This window comes from Saccharothrix coeruleofusca, from assembly GCF_017876325.1.
In the GTDB taxonomy this organism is placed as follows: Bacteria; Actinomycetota; Actinomycetes; order Mycobacteriales; family Pseudonocardiaceae; genus Actinosynnema; species Actinosynnema coeruleofuscum.
Genome location: NZ_JAGINV010000001.1, coordinates 5349274 through 5368328, shown reverse-complemented (window position 1 = coordinate 5368328; position 19055 = coordinate 5349274). Strand labels below are relative to the sequence as shown.

General features: G+C 74.3%; 21 protein-coding genes. 17 read left to right on the top strand and 4 right to left on the bottom strand.

What is annotated here, in order from left to right; genetic code table 11:
• Positions 1-15: 15 nt before the first annotated feature.
• Positions 16-750, top strand: a complete 735-nt coding sequence (locus tag JOF41_RS24180; RefSeq protein ID WP_209622153.1) for a hypothetical protein — start codon at positions 16-18, stop codon at positions 748-750.
• 31 nt (positions 751-781) lie between these two features.
• Positions 782-1216 (top strand): hypothetical protein, encoded by a 435-nt coding sequence (locus JOF41_RS24175; RefSeq protein ID WP_189222746.1) that lies wholly within the window; start codon positions 782-784, stop codon positions 1214-1216.
• A gap of 10 nt (positions 1217-1226) precedes the next feature.
• Here JOF41_RS24175 and JOF41_RS24170 read toward each other — a convergent pair whose 3' ends face one another.
• Together JOF41_RS24170 and JOF41_RS24165 are read right to left on the bottom strand one after the other, a co-directional pair.
• Positions 1227-1370: a hypothetical protein gene (locus JOF41_RS24170; RefSeq protein ID WP_189222747.1), complete on the bottom strand. Its 144-nt coding sequence runs from the start codon at positions 1368-1370 to the stop codon at positions 1227-1229.
• Between the two features lie 49 nt (positions 1371-1419).
• On the bottom strand, positions 1420-2262 hold the full coding sequence (locus JOF41_RS24165; RefSeq protein ID WP_189222748.1) for a DegV family protein: 843 nt from the start codon (positions 2260-2262) through the stop codon (positions 1420-1422).
• A gap of 274 nt (positions 2263-2536) precedes the next feature.
• Here JOF41_RS24165 and JOF41_RS24160 point away from each other — a divergent pair, with 274 nt between their 5' ends.
• The 7 genes from JOF41_RS24160 (at position 2537) to mnmA (ending at position 9789) form a co-directional block, all read left to right on the top strand.
• Positions 2537-3319, top strand: coding sequence for an electron transfer flavoprotein subunit beta/FixA family protein (locus JOF41_RS24160; RefSeq protein WP_209622150.1), 783 nt, complete (start codon positions 2537-2539; stop codon positions 3317-3319).
• Positions 3320-3336: 17 nt separating this feature from the next.
• On the top strand, positions 3337-4296 hold the full coding sequence (locus JOF41_RS24155; RefSeq protein WP_209622147.1) for an electron transfer flavoprotein subunit alpha/FixB family protein: 960 nt from the start codon (positions 3337-3339) through the stop codon (positions 4294-4296).
• A 148-nt stretch (positions 4297-4444) separates the two neighbouring features.
• Complete coding sequence (locus tag JOF41_RS24150; RefSeq protein WP_189222750.1) at positions 4445-5215, top strand: GNAT family N-acetyltransferase; 771 nt, start codon at positions 4445-4447, stop codon at positions 5213-5215.
• A complete protein-coding gene (locus JOF41_RS24145; RefSeq protein ID WP_209622144.1) occupies positions 5212-6087 on the top strand; it encodes a lysophospholipid acyltransferase family protein in 876 nt (291 codons plus the stop codon). Before JOF41_RS24150 ends, JOF41_RS24145 begins: the two co-directional genes overlap by 4 nt.
• Before the next feature lie 149 nt (positions 6088-6236).
• Entirely contained in the window at positions 6237-7535 is a 1299-nt protein-coding gene (locus JOF41_RS24140; protein ID WP_229795341.1) for an MFS transporter, read from the top strand.
• Positions 7535-8698 (top strand): cysteine desulfurase family protein, encoded by a 1164-nt coding sequence (locus tag JOF41_RS24135; protein ID WP_189222753.1) that lies wholly within the window; start codon positions 7535-7537, stop codon positions 8696-8698. Before JOF41_RS24140 ends, JOF41_RS24135 begins: the two co-directional genes overlap by 1 nt.
• A 5-nt stretch (positions 8699-8703) precedes the next feature.
• Entirely contained in the window at positions 8704-9789 is a 1086-nt protein-coding gene (gene mnmA / locus JOF41_RS24130) for a tRNA 2-thiouridine(34) synthase MnmA (protein WP_209624409.1), read from the top strand.
• Positions 9790-10087: 298 nt separating this feature from the next.
• Here mnmA and JOF41_RS24125 read toward each other — a convergent pair whose 3' ends face one another.
• Entirely contained in the window at positions 10088-10960 is an 873-nt protein-coding gene (locus JOF41_RS24125; protein WP_189222754.1) for a threonine/serine dehydratase, read from the bottom strand.
• A gap of 90 nt (positions 10961-11050) precedes the next feature.
• Between JOF41_RS24125 and JOF41_RS24120 the strand changes: the two genes are divergently transcribed.
• From JOF41_RS24120 to JOF41_RS24090, 7 genes are all read left to right on the top strand, one after another.
• Positions 11051-12250, top strand: coding sequence for a hypothetical protein (locus JOF41_RS24120; protein WP_209622141.1), 1200 nt, complete (start codon positions 11051-11053; stop codon positions 12248-12250).
• A 63-nt stretch (positions 12251-12313) separates the two neighbouring features.
• A complete protein-coding gene (locus JOF41_RS24115; RefSeq protein WP_189222756.1) occupies positions 12314-12691 on the top strand; it encodes a hypothetical protein in 378 nt (125 codons plus the stop codon).
• Positions 12692-12833: 142 nt separating this feature from the next.
• Positions 12834-13058: a hypothetical protein gene (locus JOF41_RS24110; protein WP_189222757.1), complete on the top strand. Its 225-nt coding sequence runs from the start codon at positions 12834-12836 to the stop codon at positions 13056-13058.
• A gap of 243 nt (positions 13059-13301) precedes the next feature.
• Positions 13302-14312, top strand: coding sequence for a uroporphyrinogen decarboxylase/cobalamine-independent methonine synthase family protein (locus tag JOF41_RS24105; protein WP_209622138.1), 1011 nt, complete (start codon positions 13302-13304; stop codon positions 14310-14312).
• Positions 14313-14436: 124 nt separating this feature from the next.
• On the top strand, positions 14437-15114 hold the full coding sequence (locus tag JOF41_RS24100; protein ID WP_209622136.1) for a hypothetical protein: 678 nt from the start codon (positions 14437-14439) through the stop codon (positions 15112-15114).
• A gap of 31 nt (positions 15115-15145) precedes the next feature.
• Positions 15146-17278 (top strand): NAD-dependent DNA ligase LigA, encoded by a 2133-nt coding sequence (gene ligA, locus JOF41_RS24095; RefSeq protein ID WP_189222759.1) that lies wholly within the window; start codon positions 15146-15148, stop codon positions 17276-17278.
• 77 nt (positions 17279-17355) lie between these two features.
• Positions 17356-17856 (top strand): GNAT family N-acetyltransferase, encoded by a 501-nt coding sequence (locus JOF41_RS24090; protein WP_209622132.1) that lies wholly within the window; start codon positions 17356-17358, stop codon positions 17854-17856.
• On the opposite strand, the gene JOF41_RS24085 is transcribed toward JOF41_RS24090, so the two are convergent.
• Entirely contained in the window at positions 17828-18247 is a 420-nt protein-coding gene (locus JOF41_RS24085) for an SWIM zinc finger family protein (RefSeq protein WP_189222761.1), read from the bottom strand. The two genes, JOF41_RS24090 and JOF41_RS24085, sit on opposite strands and share 29 nt — an antisense overlap.
• A 35-nt stretch (positions 18248-18282) precedes the next feature.
• Between JOF41_RS24085 and JOF41_RS24080 the strand changes: the two genes are divergently transcribed.
• Entirely contained in the window at positions 18283-19008 is a 726-nt protein-coding gene (locus JOF41_RS24080) for a 3-keto-5-aminohexanoate cleavage protein (protein ID WP_189222762.1), read from the top strand.
• Positions 19009-19055: the final 47 nt, after the last annotated feature.

The following is a 19055-nucleotide window of genomic DNA, read 5'->3' as shown; positions in this document are numbered from 1 at the left end:
GCCGATGGGGCGGGCATGGGTGCGAAAGAGTCGGGGACCATTCCGCGTCGCGCGGATTTCGGCATCGCCTTCCGGGGTTTCCGCCGGCGACAGCTGCTCGACCGGGTCGACCGGCTGGAGGAGGAGCTGCGCCGCGCCGACCCCGACCGGGGCTCGGCGCTGGCGCGGGTGGCGGACCTGCGCGAGCTGCTGGAGGCCACCCGCCCGGACCGGGCGGATGCCGGGACGCCCGCGCCGGAGGTCGCCGCCCAAGTCGCCGCCCAGGTCGCCGAGCTGCGCCGCGAGCTGGTGCGGGAGGCCGTCGAGCTGCGCGAGGCCGCCGCCCGGCGGACCGCGGAGCTGGACCGGCGCGAGGCCGAGCTGGCGCGCAGGCAGCGGGAGCAGGAGCGGCGGCTGCGGGCGCACGCGGACCGGGTGCGCGGGCAGGTGGACCGGGTGCTGCGGGAGACCGCCGAGCGGTGCAGGCACCTGGAGGAGGAGTCCCGCTCGCGGCGCGAGCACGAGCGCGAGGCGTTCGAGCGCACCATGATCCGCAGACGCGCGGAAACCGTCCGGCGCTTGGCCGAGCAGGAGGAGCTGACCAGGGTGCGGGCCGCCTTCGTGGTCGAGGTCGCCGCGCGCCGGGCGCGGCGGCACATCGCCGAGGCGCGGCTGGCCGCCGCGCAGCTGCGACGGCTGCGCGCGGGCGGCGTCGCGCCGGAGGCGCCCGCGCCGATCACCGGGCTGGTCGACCAGCGGGTGGGTGCTTGATGCGGCGCCGGGGCAAGGTGGGCGGCGGGCGATGAGCGTGACGGCGGCCGTCGTGCTGGGGCTGTGCGCGCTGTCGTTCGCGGTCGGCTGCGTGCTCACCGCGGTGATGCTCAGGCGCACCGAGGCCGAGGAGGTCGAGCGAGCCGAGGAGGGCGAGGACGGCATGGTGACGGAGCCCGCGCCCGCGGAGCCCGCGCCGCCGCAGCCCGCGCCCGCCCCGGAACCGGACGGGGAACGGCTGGAGCTGCGCTGGCCGGAGGACGACTTCGCCACCCGGCCGATCTTCCGCAACCCGGTGGTCGGCCTGCCGGTGCGCCCGGCGGGCGAGGAGCTCGCGGAGGCGCCTTGGGAAGCGACTTCGGAGGCGACCGTGCGGAAGGCGCCGGAAGAGGCTCCGGAACCGCCGCCGGAGAGCGCGGCGGAGCCGGAGCCGGGGACCGGGGTGGCGCGGAGACCGTCGACCTAGATCGGGTCCCTCAGCGCTTCTTGAACTTGCGCAGCAGCTGCTGCGCCTTGGCCCGGTTTCGCGGGTCCTGGGCGGCGTACTTGACCTTTTCGGTAACCCGGCGTCCCTGGGGGCTGCGTGCGAACGCCGCGAGTTTGCTGAACAGCGATGCCATGACTACCTCCTTCCCCGTCCGCTCAACGCGCAAACCTGGCGAGGAGTTCCTAAACCGGCGAAACGGTCACCCCGAGCGCCCCAGGGCCGACGTGCGCGCCGATCGCGGTGCTCACCGGGGTCAGCAGCACCCGGCGCGCGCGGGGCAGCCGCTCGGTGAGCTGCTCCAGCACGGCCTGGGCCCGCTCGGCGGCGTCGAAGTGCTCCACGGCGATGTCCACCTGCTGCTCGCCCGCCCGCTTCACCGCGACGTCGACCAGCCTGCGCATCGCGCGCTCCGCGCCCACCACCCGCTCCAGCGGCGAGATCAGGCCCTTGGACACGGTCAGCAGCGGCTTCATCGACAGCGCCGAGCCCAGGAACGCCGCCGAGGCGCTGATCCGCCCGCCGCGCCGCAGGTACTCCAGGGTGTCGACGTAGATCAGCTCGGTGCTGCGGGCGGCGCTGTGCCGCGCCGCTGCCGCCACCTGCTCGGCGTCGCCGCCGATCTGCCCCACGGTCGCCGCGGCCACCACCGCGTAGCCCAGGCTCATCCCGCACGTGCCCGTGTCGACCACATGCACGGGGATGCGCACCTGCGCCGCGCCCGCGCGGGCGGCTTCCGCGGTCCGCGAGAGCCCGGAGGACACGTGCAGCGACACGATCGCCTCCGCGCCCGCCGAGGCGGCCTCCTGGTAGGCCCAGAAGAACGCGCCGGGGTCGGGCGGGGTGGTGGCCACGTCCAGGCGCTGCCGCATGGCGTCGACCAGCTCGGGCACCGGGACGCGCGCTTCGTCGTCCACCCGGTCGCCGACGCGGACCTGGATCTGCACCACGACGATGCCCAGCTTCTCGACCAGCTGGTCGGGCAGGCACGCGGTGGAGTCGGTGATGATCGCAACTCGCCGGATCATGAGATCGAACCTAGCCGGATAGGGGGTGGGGGATGTTGGCCCCTAACGGCGTTCGGTGCAGCTCGGGCAGAGTTTCCCGTGAGCATCGTCACGCGCGGGCGGTGCTTGCTGCGGCTTGCACCTGGGCTACTGGCGGGTAACATCGGGGTGGTCGACACCACCGTGCCACCGCGGCGATGACGTGGCAGGGTCACGAACGACCCCGGCGGAACCCGTCCCACTCCCGCCGCCCCGTCACGCCGCAGCCCCGTCCGCAGGAGGTCGAAGAGGACCTATGAACATTGTCGTCCTGGTCAAGCAGGTGCCTGACACCTGGTCCGAGCGCAAGCTCCGCGACACCGACCACACCCTCGACCGCGACGCCGCGGACGCCGTCCTCGACGAGATCAACGAGCGCGCGGTCGAAGAGGCGCTGCTGCTCCAGGAGGCGCACGGCGGCGAGGTCACCGTCGTCGCGATGGGCCCCGACCGCGCGACCGACGCCATCCGCAAGGCGCTGTCCATGGGCGCGGACAAGGCCGTCCACGTCTCCGACGAGTCGCTGCACGGCTCCGACGCGCTGACCACCGCCAAGGTGCTGGCCAAGGCCATCGGCACGGTGGAGGGCTACGACCTGGTCATCGCGGGCAACGAGGCCACCGACGGCCGCGCGGGCGCGGTGCCCGCCATGCTGGCCGAGCTGCTGGGCCTGCCGCAGGTCACCCAGGTCCGCAAGGTCACCGTCGAGGGCACCACGGTCAAGGCCGAGCGCGAGACCGAGGAGGGCGTGGCGCACCTGGAGGCGAGCCTGCCCGCCATCGTCAGCGTCACCGAGAAGATCAACGAGCCGCGCTACCCGTCCTTCAAGGGCATCATGGCGGCCAAGAAGAAGCCCGTGACCACGCTGACCATCTCCGACCTGGGCCTGGACGCGGCCGAGGTCGGCCTGGGCGCCGCGCGCAGCCAGGTGCTGGAGGCGGCCCCCAAGCCGCCGCGCAGCGCCGGTCAGCGCGTCGAGGACTCGGGTGACGGCGGCGTGAAGATCGCCGAGTACCTGGTCGGCCAGAAGCTCATTTGAGGGCGGGGAGGGAACACATGTCCGAGGTCCTGGTCCTCGTCGACCACGTCGACGGCGAGGTCAAGAAGGTCACCTATGAGCTGCTATCCGCCGCGCGCCGTCTCGGCGACCCGGCCGCGGTGGTGGTCGGATCGCCCGGCACCGCGGCGAAGGTGAGGGAGGCGCTGGGCCGCTACGGCGCGACCAAGGTCTACGCCGCCGAGTCCGACGACGCGGCCAACCTCCTGGTCACGCCGAAGGTGGACGCACTGGCCGCGCTCGCGGGCACCGCGTCCCCGGCGGCCGTGCTGGTCCCGGCCACCCTGGAGGGCAAGGAGGTCGCCGGTCGGCTGGCCGTGCGCCTGGGCTCCGGCCTGGTCTACGACGCCGTCGACCTCGACGGCGAGGGCGTGGCCACCCAGTCGGTCTTCGGCGGCGCCTACGTGGTCAAGTCCAAGGTCAGCGCGGGCACCCCGGTCATCGCGGTGCGCCCCGGCGGCGTCGAGGCCGAGGAAGCCCCGGCCGAGGCCGTCGAGCAGGCCGTGGAGCTGCCCGCCACCGACCCGGCCAAGGCCACCCGGATCACCGGCCGCGAGCCGGTGGCGGGCGGCGACCGCCCCGAGCTGACCGAGGCGTCGGTCGTCGTCTCCGGCGGCCGCGGCGTGGGCAGCGCGGAGAAGTTCGAGGTCGTCGAGAAGCTGGCGGACAGCCTCGGCGCGGCCGTGGGCGCGTCCCGCGCGGCGGTCGACTCCGGCTACTACCCGCACCAGTTCCAGGTCGGCCAGACCGGCAAGACCGTCTCGCCGCAGCTCTACATCGCGCTGGGCATCTCCGGCGCGATCCAGCACCGCGCCGGTATGCAGACGTCGAAGACGATCGTCGCGGTGAACAAGGACCCGGAGGCGCCGATCTTCGAGATCGCCGACTTCGGCGTGGTGGGCGACCTGTTCAACGTCGCCCCCCAGCTCACCGACGAGGTCGGCAAGCGCAAGGGCTGATCCTCGCAGCTCACCACCAGGAGGGCCGTCCCGCTCGCGGGGCGGCCCTCCTGGCGTTCGCGGGCGCACCGCCGCTTCACCGACCTGCCACTGACGTGTCACCGGAACGACCTGCTGTCGGTCGCCGACGGGTCGGTAGACCAGTGGCATGACGCAGCCGCAACTGCTTGTCAGCACCGGGGAGACCGCCGCCGGAGCGCCGCGCTACTCCCTCCTGGTGGCCCGCGACAGCCCGGAGGTCGTGGCCGCGCAGCACCTGCGGCACCGGGTGTTCGCCGAGGAGATGGGCGCGGTGCTGCACACGCCCGTGCCGGGCCACGACGTCGACCCCTTCGACGAGTTCTGCGACCACCTCGTGGTGCGCGACGACCGCACCGGCGAGATCGTCGGCACCTACCGGATGCTGCCGCCGGAGCGGGCGGCCGAGGCCGGGAAGCTCTACTCCGACACCGAGTTCGACCTGGGCGCGCTGGCGCCGCTGCGGCCGAGCGTGGTGGAGACCGGCCGCTCCTGCGTGCACCCCGACCACCGCAACGGGGCCGTGGTGTCGCTGGTGTGGGCGGGCATCGCCCGCTACATGCTGCTGTCGGGCCACTCCTGGCTGGTCGGCTGCGCCTCGGTGCCGCTGCACGACGGCGGCTCGTTCGCCGCGGGCGTGTGGGACCAGGTGCGCGCCAAGCACTACGCGCCCGAGCGGTACCGGGTGCACCCCCGCACGCCGTGGCGGGTCGACGAGGTCGCCCGGCCCGCGCGGGCGGTGCTGCCGCCGCTGCTCAAGGGCTACCTGCGGCTGGGCGCCTGGGTGTGCGGCAGGCCCGCGCTGGACGCCGACTTCGGCGTGGCGGACCTGTTCATCCTGCTCGGCATGGACCGCATCGACCGGCGCTACCTGAGGTTCTTCCTGGGGGAGACGGCATGAGCGCGCACCCGTGGATGCCGACCTCCCCGTGCGGGGACGGCTGCGTCGACCACACCTCCGCCACCGTGGGCGCGGTCCGGGCGCTGCTGCGCGCGGTGGCCGCGCTGACCGTCCTGCTGTGCGGCGGGTTCGTGGTGCTGGGCGCGCTGGCCACCCGAGGCCGGGTGCGGGAGGCGCTGCTGCGCCGGTGGTTCCGGGCGCTGGTGCGGGCGTTCGGGGCGCGGCTGCGGGTGGTCGGCCCCGACCGGTTCCAGGCCACCCCCGGCCGCGGCGTGCTGGTGGTGGCCAACCACGTGTCCTGGCTGGACGAGCTGGCCATCGACGCGGTGCAGCCGATCCGCATGGTGGCCAAGCGCGACATCAAGGACTGGCCGGTGCTGGGCAGGCTGGTCACCGCCGCGCGCACGGTGTACCTGGACCGGGAGCGGCTGTCCCTGCTGCCCGGCACGGTCGCCGAGCTGGCCCGCGCGCTGCGCGAGGGCGCCGCGGTGGGCATCCACGCCGAGGGCACCACGTGGTGCGGCCTGGCGTCGGGGCGCTACCGGCCCGCGCTGTTCCAGGCGGCGCTGGACGCGGGTGTGCCGGTCCGCCCGGTGGTGCTGCGGTACCGGGCGGGCGACGGCGCGGCGACCACGCGGACGGCGTTCGTGGGGGCGGACACGCTGGTGGACTCGCTGCGGCGGGTGCTGCGGCTGCGCGGCCTGGTGGTGGAGGTGCACGTGCTGGACGAGATCGCCCCCGGCCGCGCGGCCGACCGCCGGGAGCTGGCGGCGCTGGCCCAAGGGGCGGCGGAGCGGGCGGCGGAGCGGGCGGCGGAGCGCGCTGCCCGCGACGGGGTCCCGGCGTGGGGAACGCACGCCGCCCTCGTCTGACCGCCCCCAATCCGAGGAGTGCTCGCATACCGGTTTGACCTCGACCAGGGTGGAGGTTGGACGATGGGGGCGTGAGCGCAGCCCGAGCAGCAGCGGAAGCCAGGTCCCGACTGTGGTCGCCGGAGCACCGGGGGCCCACGGTCGGGATCGTGCTGCTGGTGACCCTGCTGGCCTTCGAGGCCATGGGCGTCAGCACGGCCATGCCCCGCATGGTCGCCGAGCTGGACGGCGCGGACCTCTACGCCTGGCCCTTCCTGGCGTTCCTGGCCGCCAGCGTGGTGGCCACCGTCCTGTCCGGACGGTTCAGCGACCGGCGCGGGCCCCGGCCGTCGCTGCTGGTCGGCCCGGCGCTGTTCGTGGCGGGCCTGCTGGTCGCGGGCGTCGCCGGGGACATGCCGGTGCTGCTGCTGGGCCGGTTCCTGCAGGGGCTGGGCGCGGGCACCCAGATCGTGGCCGTGTACGTGCTGATCGGCCTGGTCTACCCGGAACGCGACCGCCCGGCGGTGTTCGGGCTGCTCTCCGCGGCCTGGGTGGTGCCGTCCCTGGTCGGCCCGGCGCTGGCCGGGTGGCTGACCGAGCAGCTGAGCTGGCGCTGGGTGTTCCTCGGTCTGGCCCCGTTCGTGCTGGCGGGCTTCCTGCTGCTGGTGCCGGTGCTGCGCGCGTTGCCGCCGCAGCGCGGCGAGGCCCCCGCCCGACCTGGTCTGCCGCTGGCCGCGCTGGGCGCGAGCGCGGGCGTGGTGGGGTTGAGCTGGGCCGCCCAGCACCCGACCGGCGCGCTGGACCTGGCGCTGGGTCTGGCGGGCCTGGTCGTCCTGGTGCCGTCGCTGCGCGTGCTGCTGCCCAAGGGCACGCTCACCGCGCGGCGCGGCCTGCCGGTGACCATCCTCGCCCGCGGCCTGCTCGCCGGGTCGTTCTTCGCCGCCGAGGCGTTCATCCCGCTCACCCTGACCTCCGTGCACGGCTACTCGGCGCTGGCCGCGGGCATCCCGCTCACGCTCAGCGCGCTGGGCTGGTCCGGCGCGGCCATGTGGCAGTCCCGCAAGCCCGACATCCCCCGCGAGAAGCTGGTCCGCTGGGGCTTCCTGCTCAACGCGGCGGGCATCGCGGGCGTGACGCTCATCGCACCGGCCTGGGGACCGGCCTGGGCCACCCCCGCGCTGTGGGCGCTCGCGGGCGCGGGCATGGGACTGGCCATGTCCAGCCTCAGCGTGCTCACCCTGGCCGCCTCCACCGACGCCGACCGGGGCTTCAACTCCTCCGCGCTGCAGATCAGCGACATGCTCGGCTCGGCCCTGCTGGTCGGCCTGGGCGGGGTGCTCGTCTCCGCGCTGGCCTCCGCGCAGGCGCCCACCGCCGCGGTGATCCCGTTCGACCTGCTGATGGCGGCGGTCTCGGTGGTCGGTGCCGCGCTCACCGGACCGCGCTGCCGGGCTACCCTGGAGCACTGATGGCCTACTTCGACCACGCCGCCACGACGCCCATGCTCCCCGAGGCGATCGCGGCCATGACGCGGGCGCTGTCCAGCACGGGCAACGCCTCGTCGCTGCACACCTCCGGCAGGCGCGCGCGGCGGGCGGTCGAGGAGGCCAGGGAGGACATCGCCGACGCGCTGGGCGCCCGGCCGTCCGAGGTGATCTTCACCAGCGGCGGCACCGAGAGCGACAACCTGGCCGTGAAGGGCGTCTACTGGGCGCGCGGGCGCAAGCGCGTGGTCGCCTCCTCGGTCGAGCACCACGCCGTGCTCGACGCGGTGCAGTGGCTGGCCGACCACGAGGGCGCCGAGATCACCTGGCTGGAGCCCGACGGCCTGGGCCGCGTCCGCCCCGAGGCGCTGCGCGAGGCCATGGGCGAGGACGTGGCGCTGGTCACCGCCATGTGGGCGAACAACGAGGTCGGCACGCTCAACCCGGTGCCCGAGCTGGCCGCCGTCGCCGCCGAGCACGGCGTGCCGTTCCACACCGACGCGGTGCAGGCGCTGGGCGCGGTGCCGGTCGACTTCGCCGCCTCCGGCGCGAGCGCGATGACGCTGTCCGGCCACAAGATCGGCGGCCCCTACGGCGTGGGCGTGCTGCTGCTGGGCCGCGACGTGCCCACCACCCCCGTGCTGCACGGCGGCGGGCAGGAGCGCGACGTGCGCTCCGGCACCCTGGACGTGCCCGCCATCGTCGGGCTGGCCGCGGCGGTCCGGCACGCGGTCACCCACCAGGAGGCCACCGCCGCCCGGCTGTCCGCGCTGCGCGACGAGCTGGTCGCGGCCGTGCGCGCGGCCGTGCCGGACGTGGTGGTCAACGGCGACCCGGTGCACCGGCTGCCCGGCAACGCCCACCTGACCTTCCCCGGCTGCGAGGGCGACAGCCTGCTGATGCTGCTCGACGCCAAGGGCATCGAGTGCTCCACCGGCTCGGCGTGCACCGCAGGCGTGGCGCAGCCCAGCCACGTGCTGCTGGCCATGGGCGTGGACCGGGCGCTGGCGCGCGGCTCGCTGCGCTTCTCGCTGGGCCACACGTCCACCGAGGACGAGGTGCGGGAGCTGGCCGAGGCGATCGGACCGGTGGTGGAGCGCGCCCGCACGGCGGGCATCGCGGGGATGCGGCGGAAGGCGGAGGTGTGACCGGGATGCGGGTGCTGGCGGCGATGAGCGGCGGCGTGGACTCCGCGGTGGCGGCGGCGCGCGCGGTCGAGGCGGGGCACGACGTGACCGGCGTGCACCTGGCCCTGTCGGCCAAGCCGGGCACGCTGCGCACCGGCGCGCGCGGCTGCTGCACCATCGAGGACGCGCACGACGCCCGCCGCGCCGCGGACGTGCTGGGCATCCCGTTCTACGTGTGGGACTTCGCCGAGCGGTTCACCGAGGACGTGGTCGAGGACTTCGTGGCCGAGTACGCCGCGGGCCGCACGCCCAACCCGTGCCTGCGCTGCAACGAGCGGATCAAGTTCGAGGCGCTGCTGGACAAGGCGGTGGCGCTGGGCTTCGACGCGGTGTGCACCGGGCACTACGCGCGGCTGTCCACTGTGGACGGACGAGTGGAGCTGCGGCGCAGCGCCGACGACGGCAAGGACCAGTCCTACGTGCTGGCGTCGCTGACCGCCGAGCAGCTGGCGCACGCGATGTTCCCGCTGGGCGGGTCGACCAAGGCGGCGGTGCGCGAGGAGGCCGCGGCGCGCGGGCTGTCGGTGGCGGAGAAGCCGGACAGCCACGACATCTGCTTCATCCCCGACGGCGACACGCGCGGTTTCCTGACCCGGCGGCTGGGCGAGCAGCCGGGCCTGCTGGTGGACGACGAGACCGGCGCGGTGCTGGGCAGGCACGCGGGTGTGCACGAGTTCACCGTGGGTCAGCGCAAGGGCCTGGGCATCGACGCGCCCGCCCCGGACGGCAGGCCGCGCTACGTGCTGTCGCTGGAGCCGGTCAGCGGCACCGTGCGGGTGGGTTCGGCCGAGAAGCTCGCGGTGACCGAGATCGTCGCCGAGCGGCCGGTGTCCCGGATCGAGTGGGACGGCCCGGTGGAGTGCGTGGCCCAGGTGCGGGCGCACGGCGGCACCGCGCCCGCCGTGGCCGAGCTGGTGGACGGCTCGGTGGTGGTCCACCTGCGCGAGCCGCTGCGCGGCGTCGCCCCCGGTCAGGCCGTTGCCCTCTACCGCCCCGACCCCACCGCGGGCGACCTCGTCCTGGCCAGCGCCACCATCACCACCACCCGCTGACCCGCGAGTCGAACGCTCAGGACCCCTGAGTTCAACGCTCAGGTTGGGTTATCCAGCAAAGCGGCGCTCGCGGGCACCCCGCAGCGCGCGCTGCCCTGGTACGTGGGCAAGTACTACCCGGCGGGTGTGTGTGGGCCGGTAAGTACCGCCCGAGGTGCGTGAACGCTCGGTTCGTGGTGTCCAGGCGCGCGACTCGCGGGGGCGACACTCCCGACACGCCCGCGACCGGGTGGCGCCGGGGGCGGGCGTGGTTGTTCTGAGCGTTGAACTCGGGGGTTCTGGAGGTTCGACTCGCGGGTCAGGCGGGGGTCCAGTCGGTGTTGGCGCCGCAGAGGACCACGCAGGGCAGGTCGCCGGGGACGCGGCCGTGCAGCCACGCCGCGAAGGGCACCGCCGCGGCGGGTTCCACGGCCAGGCGGAACTCCTCCCACAGGCGGTCCCGCGCCGCCAGCAGCTCGGCGTCGCTGACCAGGACCGAACGCACGCCCGCCTCGGCGACCACGGCGAAGGGGAGCTCGCCGACCCTGGTCGCCCCGAGCGCCGACGCGGCCACCGAGTCGATCTCCACGTCCACCGGCTCACCGGCCTCCAGCGCCCGGTGCAGCGCCCGGCAGCGCTCCGGCTCGACGCCCACGACGGTCCTGCCGCCCGCCCCGAGCACGGTTCCGGCGATCAGCCCGCCGCCGCCGACCGCCACCGCGATGGCGTCCACGTCCGGCGCGTCGGCCACCACCTCGGCGGCCACGGTGCCCTGCCCGGCGATGACCTCGGGGGAGTTGTACGCCTCGACGTACACCCCCGGCACCTGCCGCGCCGCCGCGGCGGCTTCGGCGTAGGTGGCGCCGTGCCGGATCAGCTTCGCGCCCACCGCCTCGATCCGCCGCACCTTGCCCTCCGGCGCGCCCAGCGGGACGTAGACCGTCGCGGGCACGCCGAGCAGCTGCGCCGCCCGCGCCACGCCCAGCCCGTGGTTGCCGCCGGACGCGGTCACCACCCGGTCGGGCAGTTCCCCGGACAGCAGGGTGTTCAGCGCCCCGCGCAGCTTGAACGAGCCGGTGAGCTGGAGGTGCTCCAGCTTGAGCACCAGCGGCCGTCCGTCGACCTCGGTGCGCAGCAGCGGGGTGCGGCGGATGTGGGGGCGGATGCGGTCAGCGGCCGCGGCGACGTCCATGCCGCCAGCATCCCCTCAACCCGGCGGCCACTTGTAGGGCTGCATGACAATCCTCACCACCCCCGTTCGGGTCGACTCTAGGATCGGCGGGTGATCGGGGTATCGGTGGTGGTGTTCGGCCTGGCCTGGTGGCTGGGGTTGTACCTGCTGGCGCGCGACCCGCGAAAGCCGTTGCTGCACCGCACGGCGGCGGGACTGCTCGCCTACGCGGTGGCGCTGGCGCTACCGCACCCACCGGCGGTGCTGCTGGCCGCGCCCGCCGTGGCGTGGACGGGCGTGATCGCGTGCTGGCTGCCCGAGCGCTACGAGCGCTGGTGGCGGCTGGGCGCGGTGCCGCTGCTGGTGGTGGCGCACTTCGCGCCCGCCGTGGTGCTGGTGCCGCTGGCCGCGGCGTTCGCGCTGCTCCTGCGCGCTCGGCGGGACCGGGCGCTGGCGGGCGTGGTGACGCTGATGTTCACCTTGGGGTCGGCGGCGGTGCTGCTGCGAGTCGACTGGTTGCCGCCCTGGCTGATGGTCACCTCGATCGGGGTGGACCTGCTGCTGTTCGGCGTGCTGGTGGCCGCGGCGGACGCGTTCGACGAGGGCGAGGCGGTCCGCGCGGACATGGTGCGCTCGCTGGCCGTGTCGGCGGGCACGGCGCTGGTGTTCGGGGCGCAGGTGGCGCTGTTCCTGGACGAGCGGCTGGTGCCGCTGCTGTTCGGCACGGTCGCCGCCGCCGTCGCGGTGCAGGTGCTGGCCAACCCGCTGGCCGCGGCGGTGGACCGGGTGGCGCTGCCCGCGGTGGCCGCCGAGCGGGCCGAGTTGCGCGAGGCCGCGGAGGCGCTGCCCAAGCGCCCGCCGCTGGCCGACGTGGACGAGGTCGAGTTCGCCAAGCTGACCCGGCGGGCCCTGAGCCACTACGGCGACCTGGCCAAGCTGGTCGCCAGCCCGCTGACGCGGCTGCCGGTGATCGACGCCCGGCTGGCCGCCCGAGGCGCGGCCGACCAGCCGCTGGAACGGGCGGCGGAGTTGAAGTCGCTGCTGCTGGAGGGCATTTCCCGGCTCAAGCCCAAGGACGGCGACTTCGGCACCAGCGATGAATGGCGGCACTACAACGCGCTGTACTTCTACTACGTGGTGGGAATTCGTCCTTACAGCAGTCGGACGAAACGCGAGGACCTGGACCCGGAATCGCGCAAGGCGCTCGCCTGGTTCGTCAACCAGGTGCCCGAGCGGACCCTGCACAACTGGCAGAACGCGGGGGCCAAGTTGGTGGCAGCCGACCTGTTCTCCCAGGTCGCGGACCGCTGACTGGCAGGCGTTGGCAGCGTTCGGCGTGGCGTTGGCAGTTCCGGCGGACCTAGCTTCATGGCCATGACGACGAATCAAGTTCGCAATGACGGCCTGCTCCGCTTCGCTCTCAAGCTCGACGGTGTCGCCTCGGGCGGGTTGGGGGTCCTGGCCCTGCTGATCGACGCTCCGCTGGGTTTGCCGAGGGGGCTGGTGATCGGTCTGGGCGCATTCCTCGTGGTTTACGGGATCGGGGTTTTCCTGCTCGGGACCAAGCCGATCCGACCGCTGGTCGGGGTGGTGGTGCTGGGCAACTTCCTGTGGGTGGTGGACAGCTTCCTGACCGCGTTCGCGGGCTGGTTCGAGGTGACGCCGCTGGGGGTCGCGGTGGTCGTGGCCCAGGCGGTCGCGGTGGCCGGGTTCATCGCGCTGCAGGTGCTGGGGCTGCGCCGGTCGGCGTGAGGACGGCCCGGAGCGGGCTGAGACGGGCCCGAGATGAGCCCGGATGGCTCTGTCCCCGATGTGGTTCTTGCTGGACCGTGGAGGCAGCGCCGCCCGGCCCGCGCAGCGCCGGGCACCCACTGGAACAAGTGAGGGAATTGCGATGACGCACGCGCTCGGTGCCTCCGGCGACGTCGACGACGGCGCTGATCGTCCCGCTCCGACCCGCGCCTCGCTGATCCTGGGGCTGCGGCGCGCGGCACCGTCCGCCTTCGTGGTCGGCGTGGAACCCGCCTGCGCCCCGGAGGAGGAGGGGTCCGCCAAGCGCGGCTTGGCGGACTACCTGGCGGACCTGGGCTACTCGGGCGATCAGCCGCCGCGACCATGAGCGCTCGCCGTCCGTGGCGGACAGGGGGAGTCACGGACGGCTCGCGCGGCGCTCGGGGGAGTGGAAGTGGCGCGAGGGCATGGGGCGCGTCACACCCCCGCACCACGTTCTGGGCGGTGCGATAACCGTCCGCACCGACGAGGTAACCGTATGTGGCCCGCGCCGGACCGTCAATGGGTCTAGACCTTTCTGTCTTCGACCGGTCAACGGGGCGTGCGCGGGGGGCGGTGGGAAACTGGTGACGTGGACCCTGCCCCCTGGCCCGAAGGCACCGCGACCGGCATCGGCTCGCTGCCCGGAACCGACCCGCACGAGGCGGCCCGCCTCGTCCTCGGCGAGCTGCCCGACCTGCCCCACCTGCCCGAGCTGCCCGCGCGCGGGGTCGGCGCGGACCTGACCGGCCGCACCGCCGCCCTGCTGGTCGACCTGCCCGTGGAGGTGGTCCCCTCCGGCTACCGGGTCGCCGCGCGCCCCGGCCGGGACCACCGGCGGGCGGTGGACCTGCTGCGCTGGGACCTCGACGCGCTGGAGGAGGCCGCCGCCGCGACCAGGCCCGCGGTGGTCAAGGTGCAGGCGGCCGGGCCGTGGACGCTGGCCGCCACCGTGGAGCTGCCGCGCGGCCACCGGGTGATGACCGACCCCGGCGCGCTGCGGGAGTTCACCGAGTCGCTGTGCGAGGGCCTGCGCGGGCACGTGGCCGAGGTGGCCAAGCGGACCGGCGCCCGCGTGGTGGTGCAGCTGGACGAACCCGCGCTGCCCGCCGTGCTGCGCGGCCTGCTGCCCACGCCGTCGAAGCTGGGCACGGTGCCCGCGGTGCCCGAACCCGAGGCGCAGGCGGTGCTGCGGACCGTCGTGGAGGCGGTGGACGCGGACGTGGTCGTGCACTGCTGCGCGCCCAACCCGCCGGTGTCGCTGATCCGCAAGGCGGGCGCGCGGGCGGTGTCGCTGGACGCCACGATCATCGAGCAGCGGATGCTGGACGAGATCGGCGAGGCGTGGCAGGAGGGCCTGGTGTTCTTGCTGGGGCTGGTGCCCAGCACGGCCCCCGGTGCCCCGGTGGACCTGAAGTCGTTGGCGCGTCCGGCGTTGGAGCTGGTCGACCGGCTGGGCTTCGCCCGCTCCACGCTGGCCGCCCAGGCGGTGCCGACGCCGACCTGCGGGCTGGCGGGCGCGAGCGCGGGGTGGGTCCGCCGGGCGCTGTCGCTGACCCGCGACCTGGGCAAGGCGTTCGTGGAGCCGCCCGAGGGCTGGTGACCGGGCTGTCCCCTGTGGACGGATCTGTCCACAGGGGACGCCCAGGTGCTCGAACGCTCGGTTCGGGGTGCCGGAACGCTCGGTTCTCGGTGTCCGAACGCGCGATTCGCGAGAGGATGGGGGCATGAGCTGGTTCCGCCGCAACCGACCCGAGCCGCCGCGACCCGCCGCGCACCCCAGCGGGCACCTGCCCAACCCGGAGGAGGCCGCGCAGCGGTTCTGGGAGCGCTGGTTCGAGCTGTTGCCGCAGGTCAGCGCCGCGCTGGGGGACCGCGAGCCGCACCGGGTGGAGAACGAGCTGTGCGAGCTGGTCGCGGGCATCCACCCGGACCTGCACTTCACCGTCGACCGCGGGCACCGGGCCATCTACGCGCTGGTGATCAGCGGCCAGGAGGACCCGAGGCTGCGCCCCTACACCGACGCCTGGAAGGCCGCCGCGCCGCCGGAGGACATGATCTGGGAGTACCACGACTCGGTGCCCCCGGTGCCCGACCCGACCGAGGTCACCGTCAACCTCGGCGCGCGCAGGCTCCCGCTGGCCGACGTGCGGGTGGTCGCCCAGGTCAACGACGGCCTGGTGGACGTGGCGGTGTACCACCCCGAGTTCGCGGCACTGGACGAGGAGCAGCGGCGGACCATGACGTTCCTCCCGCTGGACGTCACCCTCGGTGAGCGGTTGGCGGGTGAGCGCCTCGGTCGGGTGGAAACCGCCACGACCGAGCCAGCGGCCACCATCGGCCTGCTGGAGTTCCGCGAACTGGTGCGCGGACTCGACCAGTCCCAAGCCGAGCCGTCCTCCTGAAACTGTCGGACCCGCCGGCTAGGCTCACCCCGTGACCAGCAGCGATGAACCCACCCCGGTCGAAGGTGTCGAAGACGTCCCCGCCGACGTGCGGGAGCGGCACCAGGCGCTCGCGGAGGAGGTGCGCGGGCACCAGTTCCGCTACTACGTGCTGGACTCGCCCACCATCAGCGACGGGGAGTTCGACGCGCTGCTGCGCTCGCTGCAGGAGCTGGAGGACGCCCACCCCGGCCTGGCCACGCCCGACTCGCCGACCCAGCGGGTCGGCGGCACGTTCTCGACCGAGTTCACCGCGGTCGACCACCTGGAGCGGATGCTCAGCCTGGACAACGTCTTCGACCTCGACGAGCTCCAGGAGTGGTTCAAGCGGGTGGAGAAGGAGGTCGGCGCGGGCACGCACTACCTGTGCGAGCTGAAGATCGACGGCCTCGCCATCAACCTGCTCTACCGCGACGGCCGCCTGGTCCGCGCCCTGACCAGGGGCGACGGTCGCACCGGCGAGGACGTGACGCTCAACGTCCGGACCATCGACGACATCCCCGAGGTGCTCACCGGCACCGACGAGCACCCGGTGCCCGAGCTGGTCGAGGTGCGCGGCGAGGTGTTCTTCGCGGTCGAGGACTTCCTGGAGCTCAACGCGAAGCTGGTCGAGGCGGGCAAGCCGCCGTTCGCCAACCCGCGCAACACCGCGGCCGGGTCGCTGCGGCAGAAGGACCCCAAGGTCACCGCCTCTCGCAGGCTGCGGATGATCTGCCACGGCCTGGGCAAGCGGGAGGGCTTCGAGCTGACCCGCCAGTCCGAGGCGTACGAGGCGCTGCGCGCGTGGGGGCTACCGGTGTCGCCGCACACCAAGGTGGTCGGCTCGTTCGAGGAGGCCCGCGAGCACGTCGAGCACTGGGGCGCGCACCGGCACGACGCGCTGCACGAGATCGACGGCGTGGTGGTGAAGGTCGACGAGGTGCCGCTGCAGCGCCGCCTCGGCACGACCTCGCGCGCGCCCCGGTGGGCCATCGCGTTCAAGTACCCGCCGGAGGAGGCGACCACCACGCTGCTGGACATCAAGGTCCAGGTGGGTCGCACCGGTCGGGTGACGCCGTTCGCGGTGATGGAGCCGGTGAAGGTGGCCGGGTCCACGGTGGCGCGGGCGACGCTGCACAACGCCTCGGAGGTCAAGCGCAAGGGCGTGCTGATCGGCGACCGCATCGTCATCCGCAAGGCGGGCGACGTGATCCCGGAGGTCCTCGGCCCGGTGATCGACGCCCGCCCGGACGACGCGCGCGAATTCGTCATGCCGCTGACCTGCCCCGAGTGCGGGCACGCGCTGCGGCCGATGAAGGAGGGCGACGTCGACATCCGCTGCCCCAACGCGGCGCGCTGCCCCGGCCAGCTGCGGGAGCGGCTGGCGTACCTGGCCTCCCGGTCGGCGCTGGACATCGAGGTGCTCGGCTACGAGGCCGCCGCCGCCCTGGTCGACTCGCCGGTCTACGACGACGAGGGCGACCTGTTCTCCCTCGACGCGGACAAGCTGGGGCAGGTCGAGCTGTTCCGCACCATCCACGGCGAGCTGACCGCCAACGCGGTGAAGCTGCTGGACAACCTGGAGACCGCGAAGCAGCGTCCGCTGTGGAGGGTGCTGGTCGCGCTGTCGATCCGGCACGTGGGGCCGACCGCGGCCCGCGCGCTGGCGCGGGAGTTCGGCTCGCTGGAGGCGATCACCTCGGCGTCGGAGGAGGCGCTGGCCGCCGCCGAGGGGGTGGGGCCGACGATCGCGCTGGCGGTGCGGGAGTGGGCCGGGACCGCGTGGCGGCAGGAGGTCGTGCGCAAGTGGCGGGCGGCCGGGGTGCGTATGGTCGACGAGCGCGACACCTCGGTCCCGCGCAACCTGGAGGGCCTGTCGATCGTGGTGACCGGCTCGCTGGAGGGCTTCTCCCGCGACGAGGCCAAGGAGGCGATCCTGGCCCGCGGCGGCAAGGCGGTCGGCTCGGTGTCGAAGAAGACCGCCTTCGTGGTGGTGGGCGACAACCCCGGCTCCAAGGCGGACAAGGCGCTGCAGCTGAAGGTGCCGGTGCTGGACGAGGCGGGTTTCCGAACCCTCCTCGCCGACGGCCCGGAGGCCGCCACCCCGCTGGCCACCGTCGGCGAGCCGAACGCTGAGGACGCCTGAGCCGGTCACCCGGAACGCATGATCGCGGCCCCCTTCCTGGTCGATAATCGGGCAACCGCGACCAGGAAGGGGAAGCGATGCCCGACGTCGTCGTCAGGCCCGCGCACGAGCACGAGTGGGACGAGGTCGGGGCGCTGACCGTCGCCGCCTACCGGGCGGAGGGCTACCTCACCGGTCCCGTCAACGACTACGCCGCCGAGCTCGCCGACGCCCGCGACCGGGCCCGGCACGCCGACCTGCTGGTCGCGGTGGACGATCGGGACGCGGTGCTGGGCACCATCTCGGTGGTCCACCCCGGCTCGCCCTACGCCGAGACCTGCCGCGAGGGCGAGCTGGAGTTCCGGATGCTCGCCGTGCGCCCCGACGCGCGCGGCCGCGGCATCGGGGAGGCGCTGGTCCGAGCCGCGATCGGGCGCGCCCGCGAGGTGGGCGCCGCGCGGCTGGTCATGAGCACCTCCGAGCGGATGCCCAGCGCGCTGCGCCTGTACCGGCGGCTGGGCTTCGCGCGCAGCCCGGAGCGGGACTGGCGGCCCAAGCCGGGCGTGGACCTCATCGCCTTCCGACTGGAGCTCTCATGACCCTGGCCCGCAGCGCGGGGTCGCGCGCGGCCTGCTCGTAGAGGAAGTCCGCCAGCACCTCCGGCGGCAGCTCGGCCAGCCGGGCGCGCAGCGCCGAGTCCTCCGCGTCCGGCGGCGGCACGGTCAGCCCGCGCGCCAGCAGCACCAGGCCGACCGCCACGCAGTGCTTGCAGAAGAACCCCTCCGCGCCGTACGGGCACGAGCACGAGCCCACCAGCACCTCGGCGTCCCACGCCAACGACACCTCGTACTCCGCTGTGCCCACCACGACCCCCGTCACGTGGCGTGGATGCACTTCCAGGGACACCACGGCATCGCGGTACGCCAGACCGCGCCAGTACGACTTGTGGCCCGCGCGGTGCCGCAACAGGGCAGAGGTGAGCGTCGACATGGCGGTATCCAACACCGTGTGGTTCGGTGGGTCGCGTGCTCCAGGTCTGTTCCAACGGCGCGCGCCCGGCGGGCAGCCACCCGGCCCTGCCGATCACCCCCCAGCAGCTGGCCGCCGACGCGGTCGCCGTGGCCCGGCTCGGGGTCACCTCGTTCCACCTGCACCCGCGCGACATCACCGGCGCGGAGGTGCTCGCGGGCCCGGAGGTGGCCACCGCGGTTTCGGTGGTGCGCGCCGCCGTGCCGCGCGCCGCGATCGGCGTCACCACCGGGGCGTGGATCGAGCCGGACCCGCGCAGGCGGGCCGAGCTGGTGCGCGGCTGGGCGGGCCTGGCGGCGGGCAAGCCGGACTTCGCCTCGGTCAACGCCCACGAGGAGGGCTGGCTGGAGGTGTGCCGGGCGCTGCGCGAGGCCGGGATCGGCGTCGAGGTGGGCGTGTTCCACGAGGAGGCGGCCCGGCGGCTGCTCGCCGCCGGGGTGCCGGAGGGGACCGTGCGGCTGCTGGCCGAGGTCCAGCCCGGCGAGGGCGTCGCCGAGGCCGAGCGGCTGCTCGCGCTGCTGGAGCCGCTGGGCGTGCCGGTCCTGCTGCACGGCGAGGACGACAGCGCCTGGCCGGTGCTGGGCCACGCCGCCCGCCTGGAGCTGGACACCCGCGTCGGCCTGGAGGACGTGCTCACCCTCCCGGACGGCCGCCCGGCCGCGAACAACGCCCAGCTCGTCGAGCAGGCCCGCCGGATCGTGCGCGGCCGGTCGGTCCGCTAGCGGCAGGCCGGTCCGCTAACAGCCGGTCGGTCCGGCAGCGGTCGGTC

Coding starts and splice junctions, on each gene's coding strand:
- JOF41_RS24135 (WP_189222753.1), top strand. CDS start 7,535: ATGGCCTACTTCGACCACGCCGCCACGACGCCCATGCTCCCCGAGGCG.
- JOF41_RS24175 (WP_189222746.1), top strand. CDS start 782: ATGAGCGTGACGGCGGCCGTCGTGCTGGGGCTGTGCGCGCTGTCGTTC.
- JOF41_RS24110 (WP_189222757.1), top strand. CDS start 12,834: ATGACGCACGCGCTCGGTGCCTCCGGCGACGTCGACGACGGCGCTGAT.
- JOF41_RS24155 (WP_209622147.1), top strand. CDS start 3,337: ATGTCCGAGGTCCTGGTCCTCGTCGACCACGTCGACGGCGAGGTCAAG.
- JOF41_RS24100 (WP_209622136.1), top strand. CDS start 14,437: ATGAGCTGGTTCCGCCGCAACCGACCCGAGCCGCCGCGACCCGCCGCG.
- JOF41_RS24085 (WP_189222761.1), bottom strand. CDS start 18,247: ATGTCGACGCTCACCTCTGCCCTGTTGCGGCACCGCGCGGGCCACAAG.
- JOF41_RS24160 (WP_209622150.1), top strand. CDS start 2,537: ATGAACATTGTCGTCCTGGTCAAGCAGGTGCCTGACACCTGGTCCGAG.
- JOF41_RS24145 (WP_209622144.1), top strand. CDS start 5,212: ATGAGCGCGCACCCGTGGATGCCGACCTCCCCGTGCGGGGACGGCTGC.
- JOF41_RS24090 (WP_209622132.1), top strand. CDS start 17,356: ATGCCCGACGTCGTCGTCAGGCCCGCGCACGAGCACGAGTGGGACGAG.
- JOF41_RS24180 (WP_209622153.1), top strand. CDS start 16: ATGGGTGCGAAAGAGTCGGGGACCATTCCGCGTCGCGCGGATTTCGGC.
- JOF41_RS24125 (WP_189222754.1), bottom strand. CDS start 10,960: ATGGACGTCGCCGCGGCCGCTGACCGCATCCGCCCCCACATCCGCCGC.
- JOF41_RS24170 (WP_189222747.1), bottom strand. CDS start 1,370: ATGGCATCGCTGTTCAGCAAACTCGCGGCGTTCGCACGCAGCCCCCAG.
- JOF41_RS24150 (WP_189222750.1), top strand. CDS start 4,445: ATGACGCAGCCGCAACTGCTTGTCAGCACCGGGGAGACCGCCGCCGGA.
- JOF41_RS24115 (WP_189222756.1), top strand. CDS start 12,314: ATGACGACGAATCAAGTTCGCAATGACGGCCTGCTCCGCTTCGCTCTC.
- mnmA (WP_209624409.1), top strand. CDS start 8,704: ATGCGGGTGCTGGCGGCGATGAGCGGCGGCGTGGACTCCGCGGTGGCG.
- JOF41_RS24165 (WP_189222748.1), bottom strand. CDS start 2,262: ATGATCCGGCGAGTTGCGATCATCACCGACTCCACCGCGTGCCTGCCC.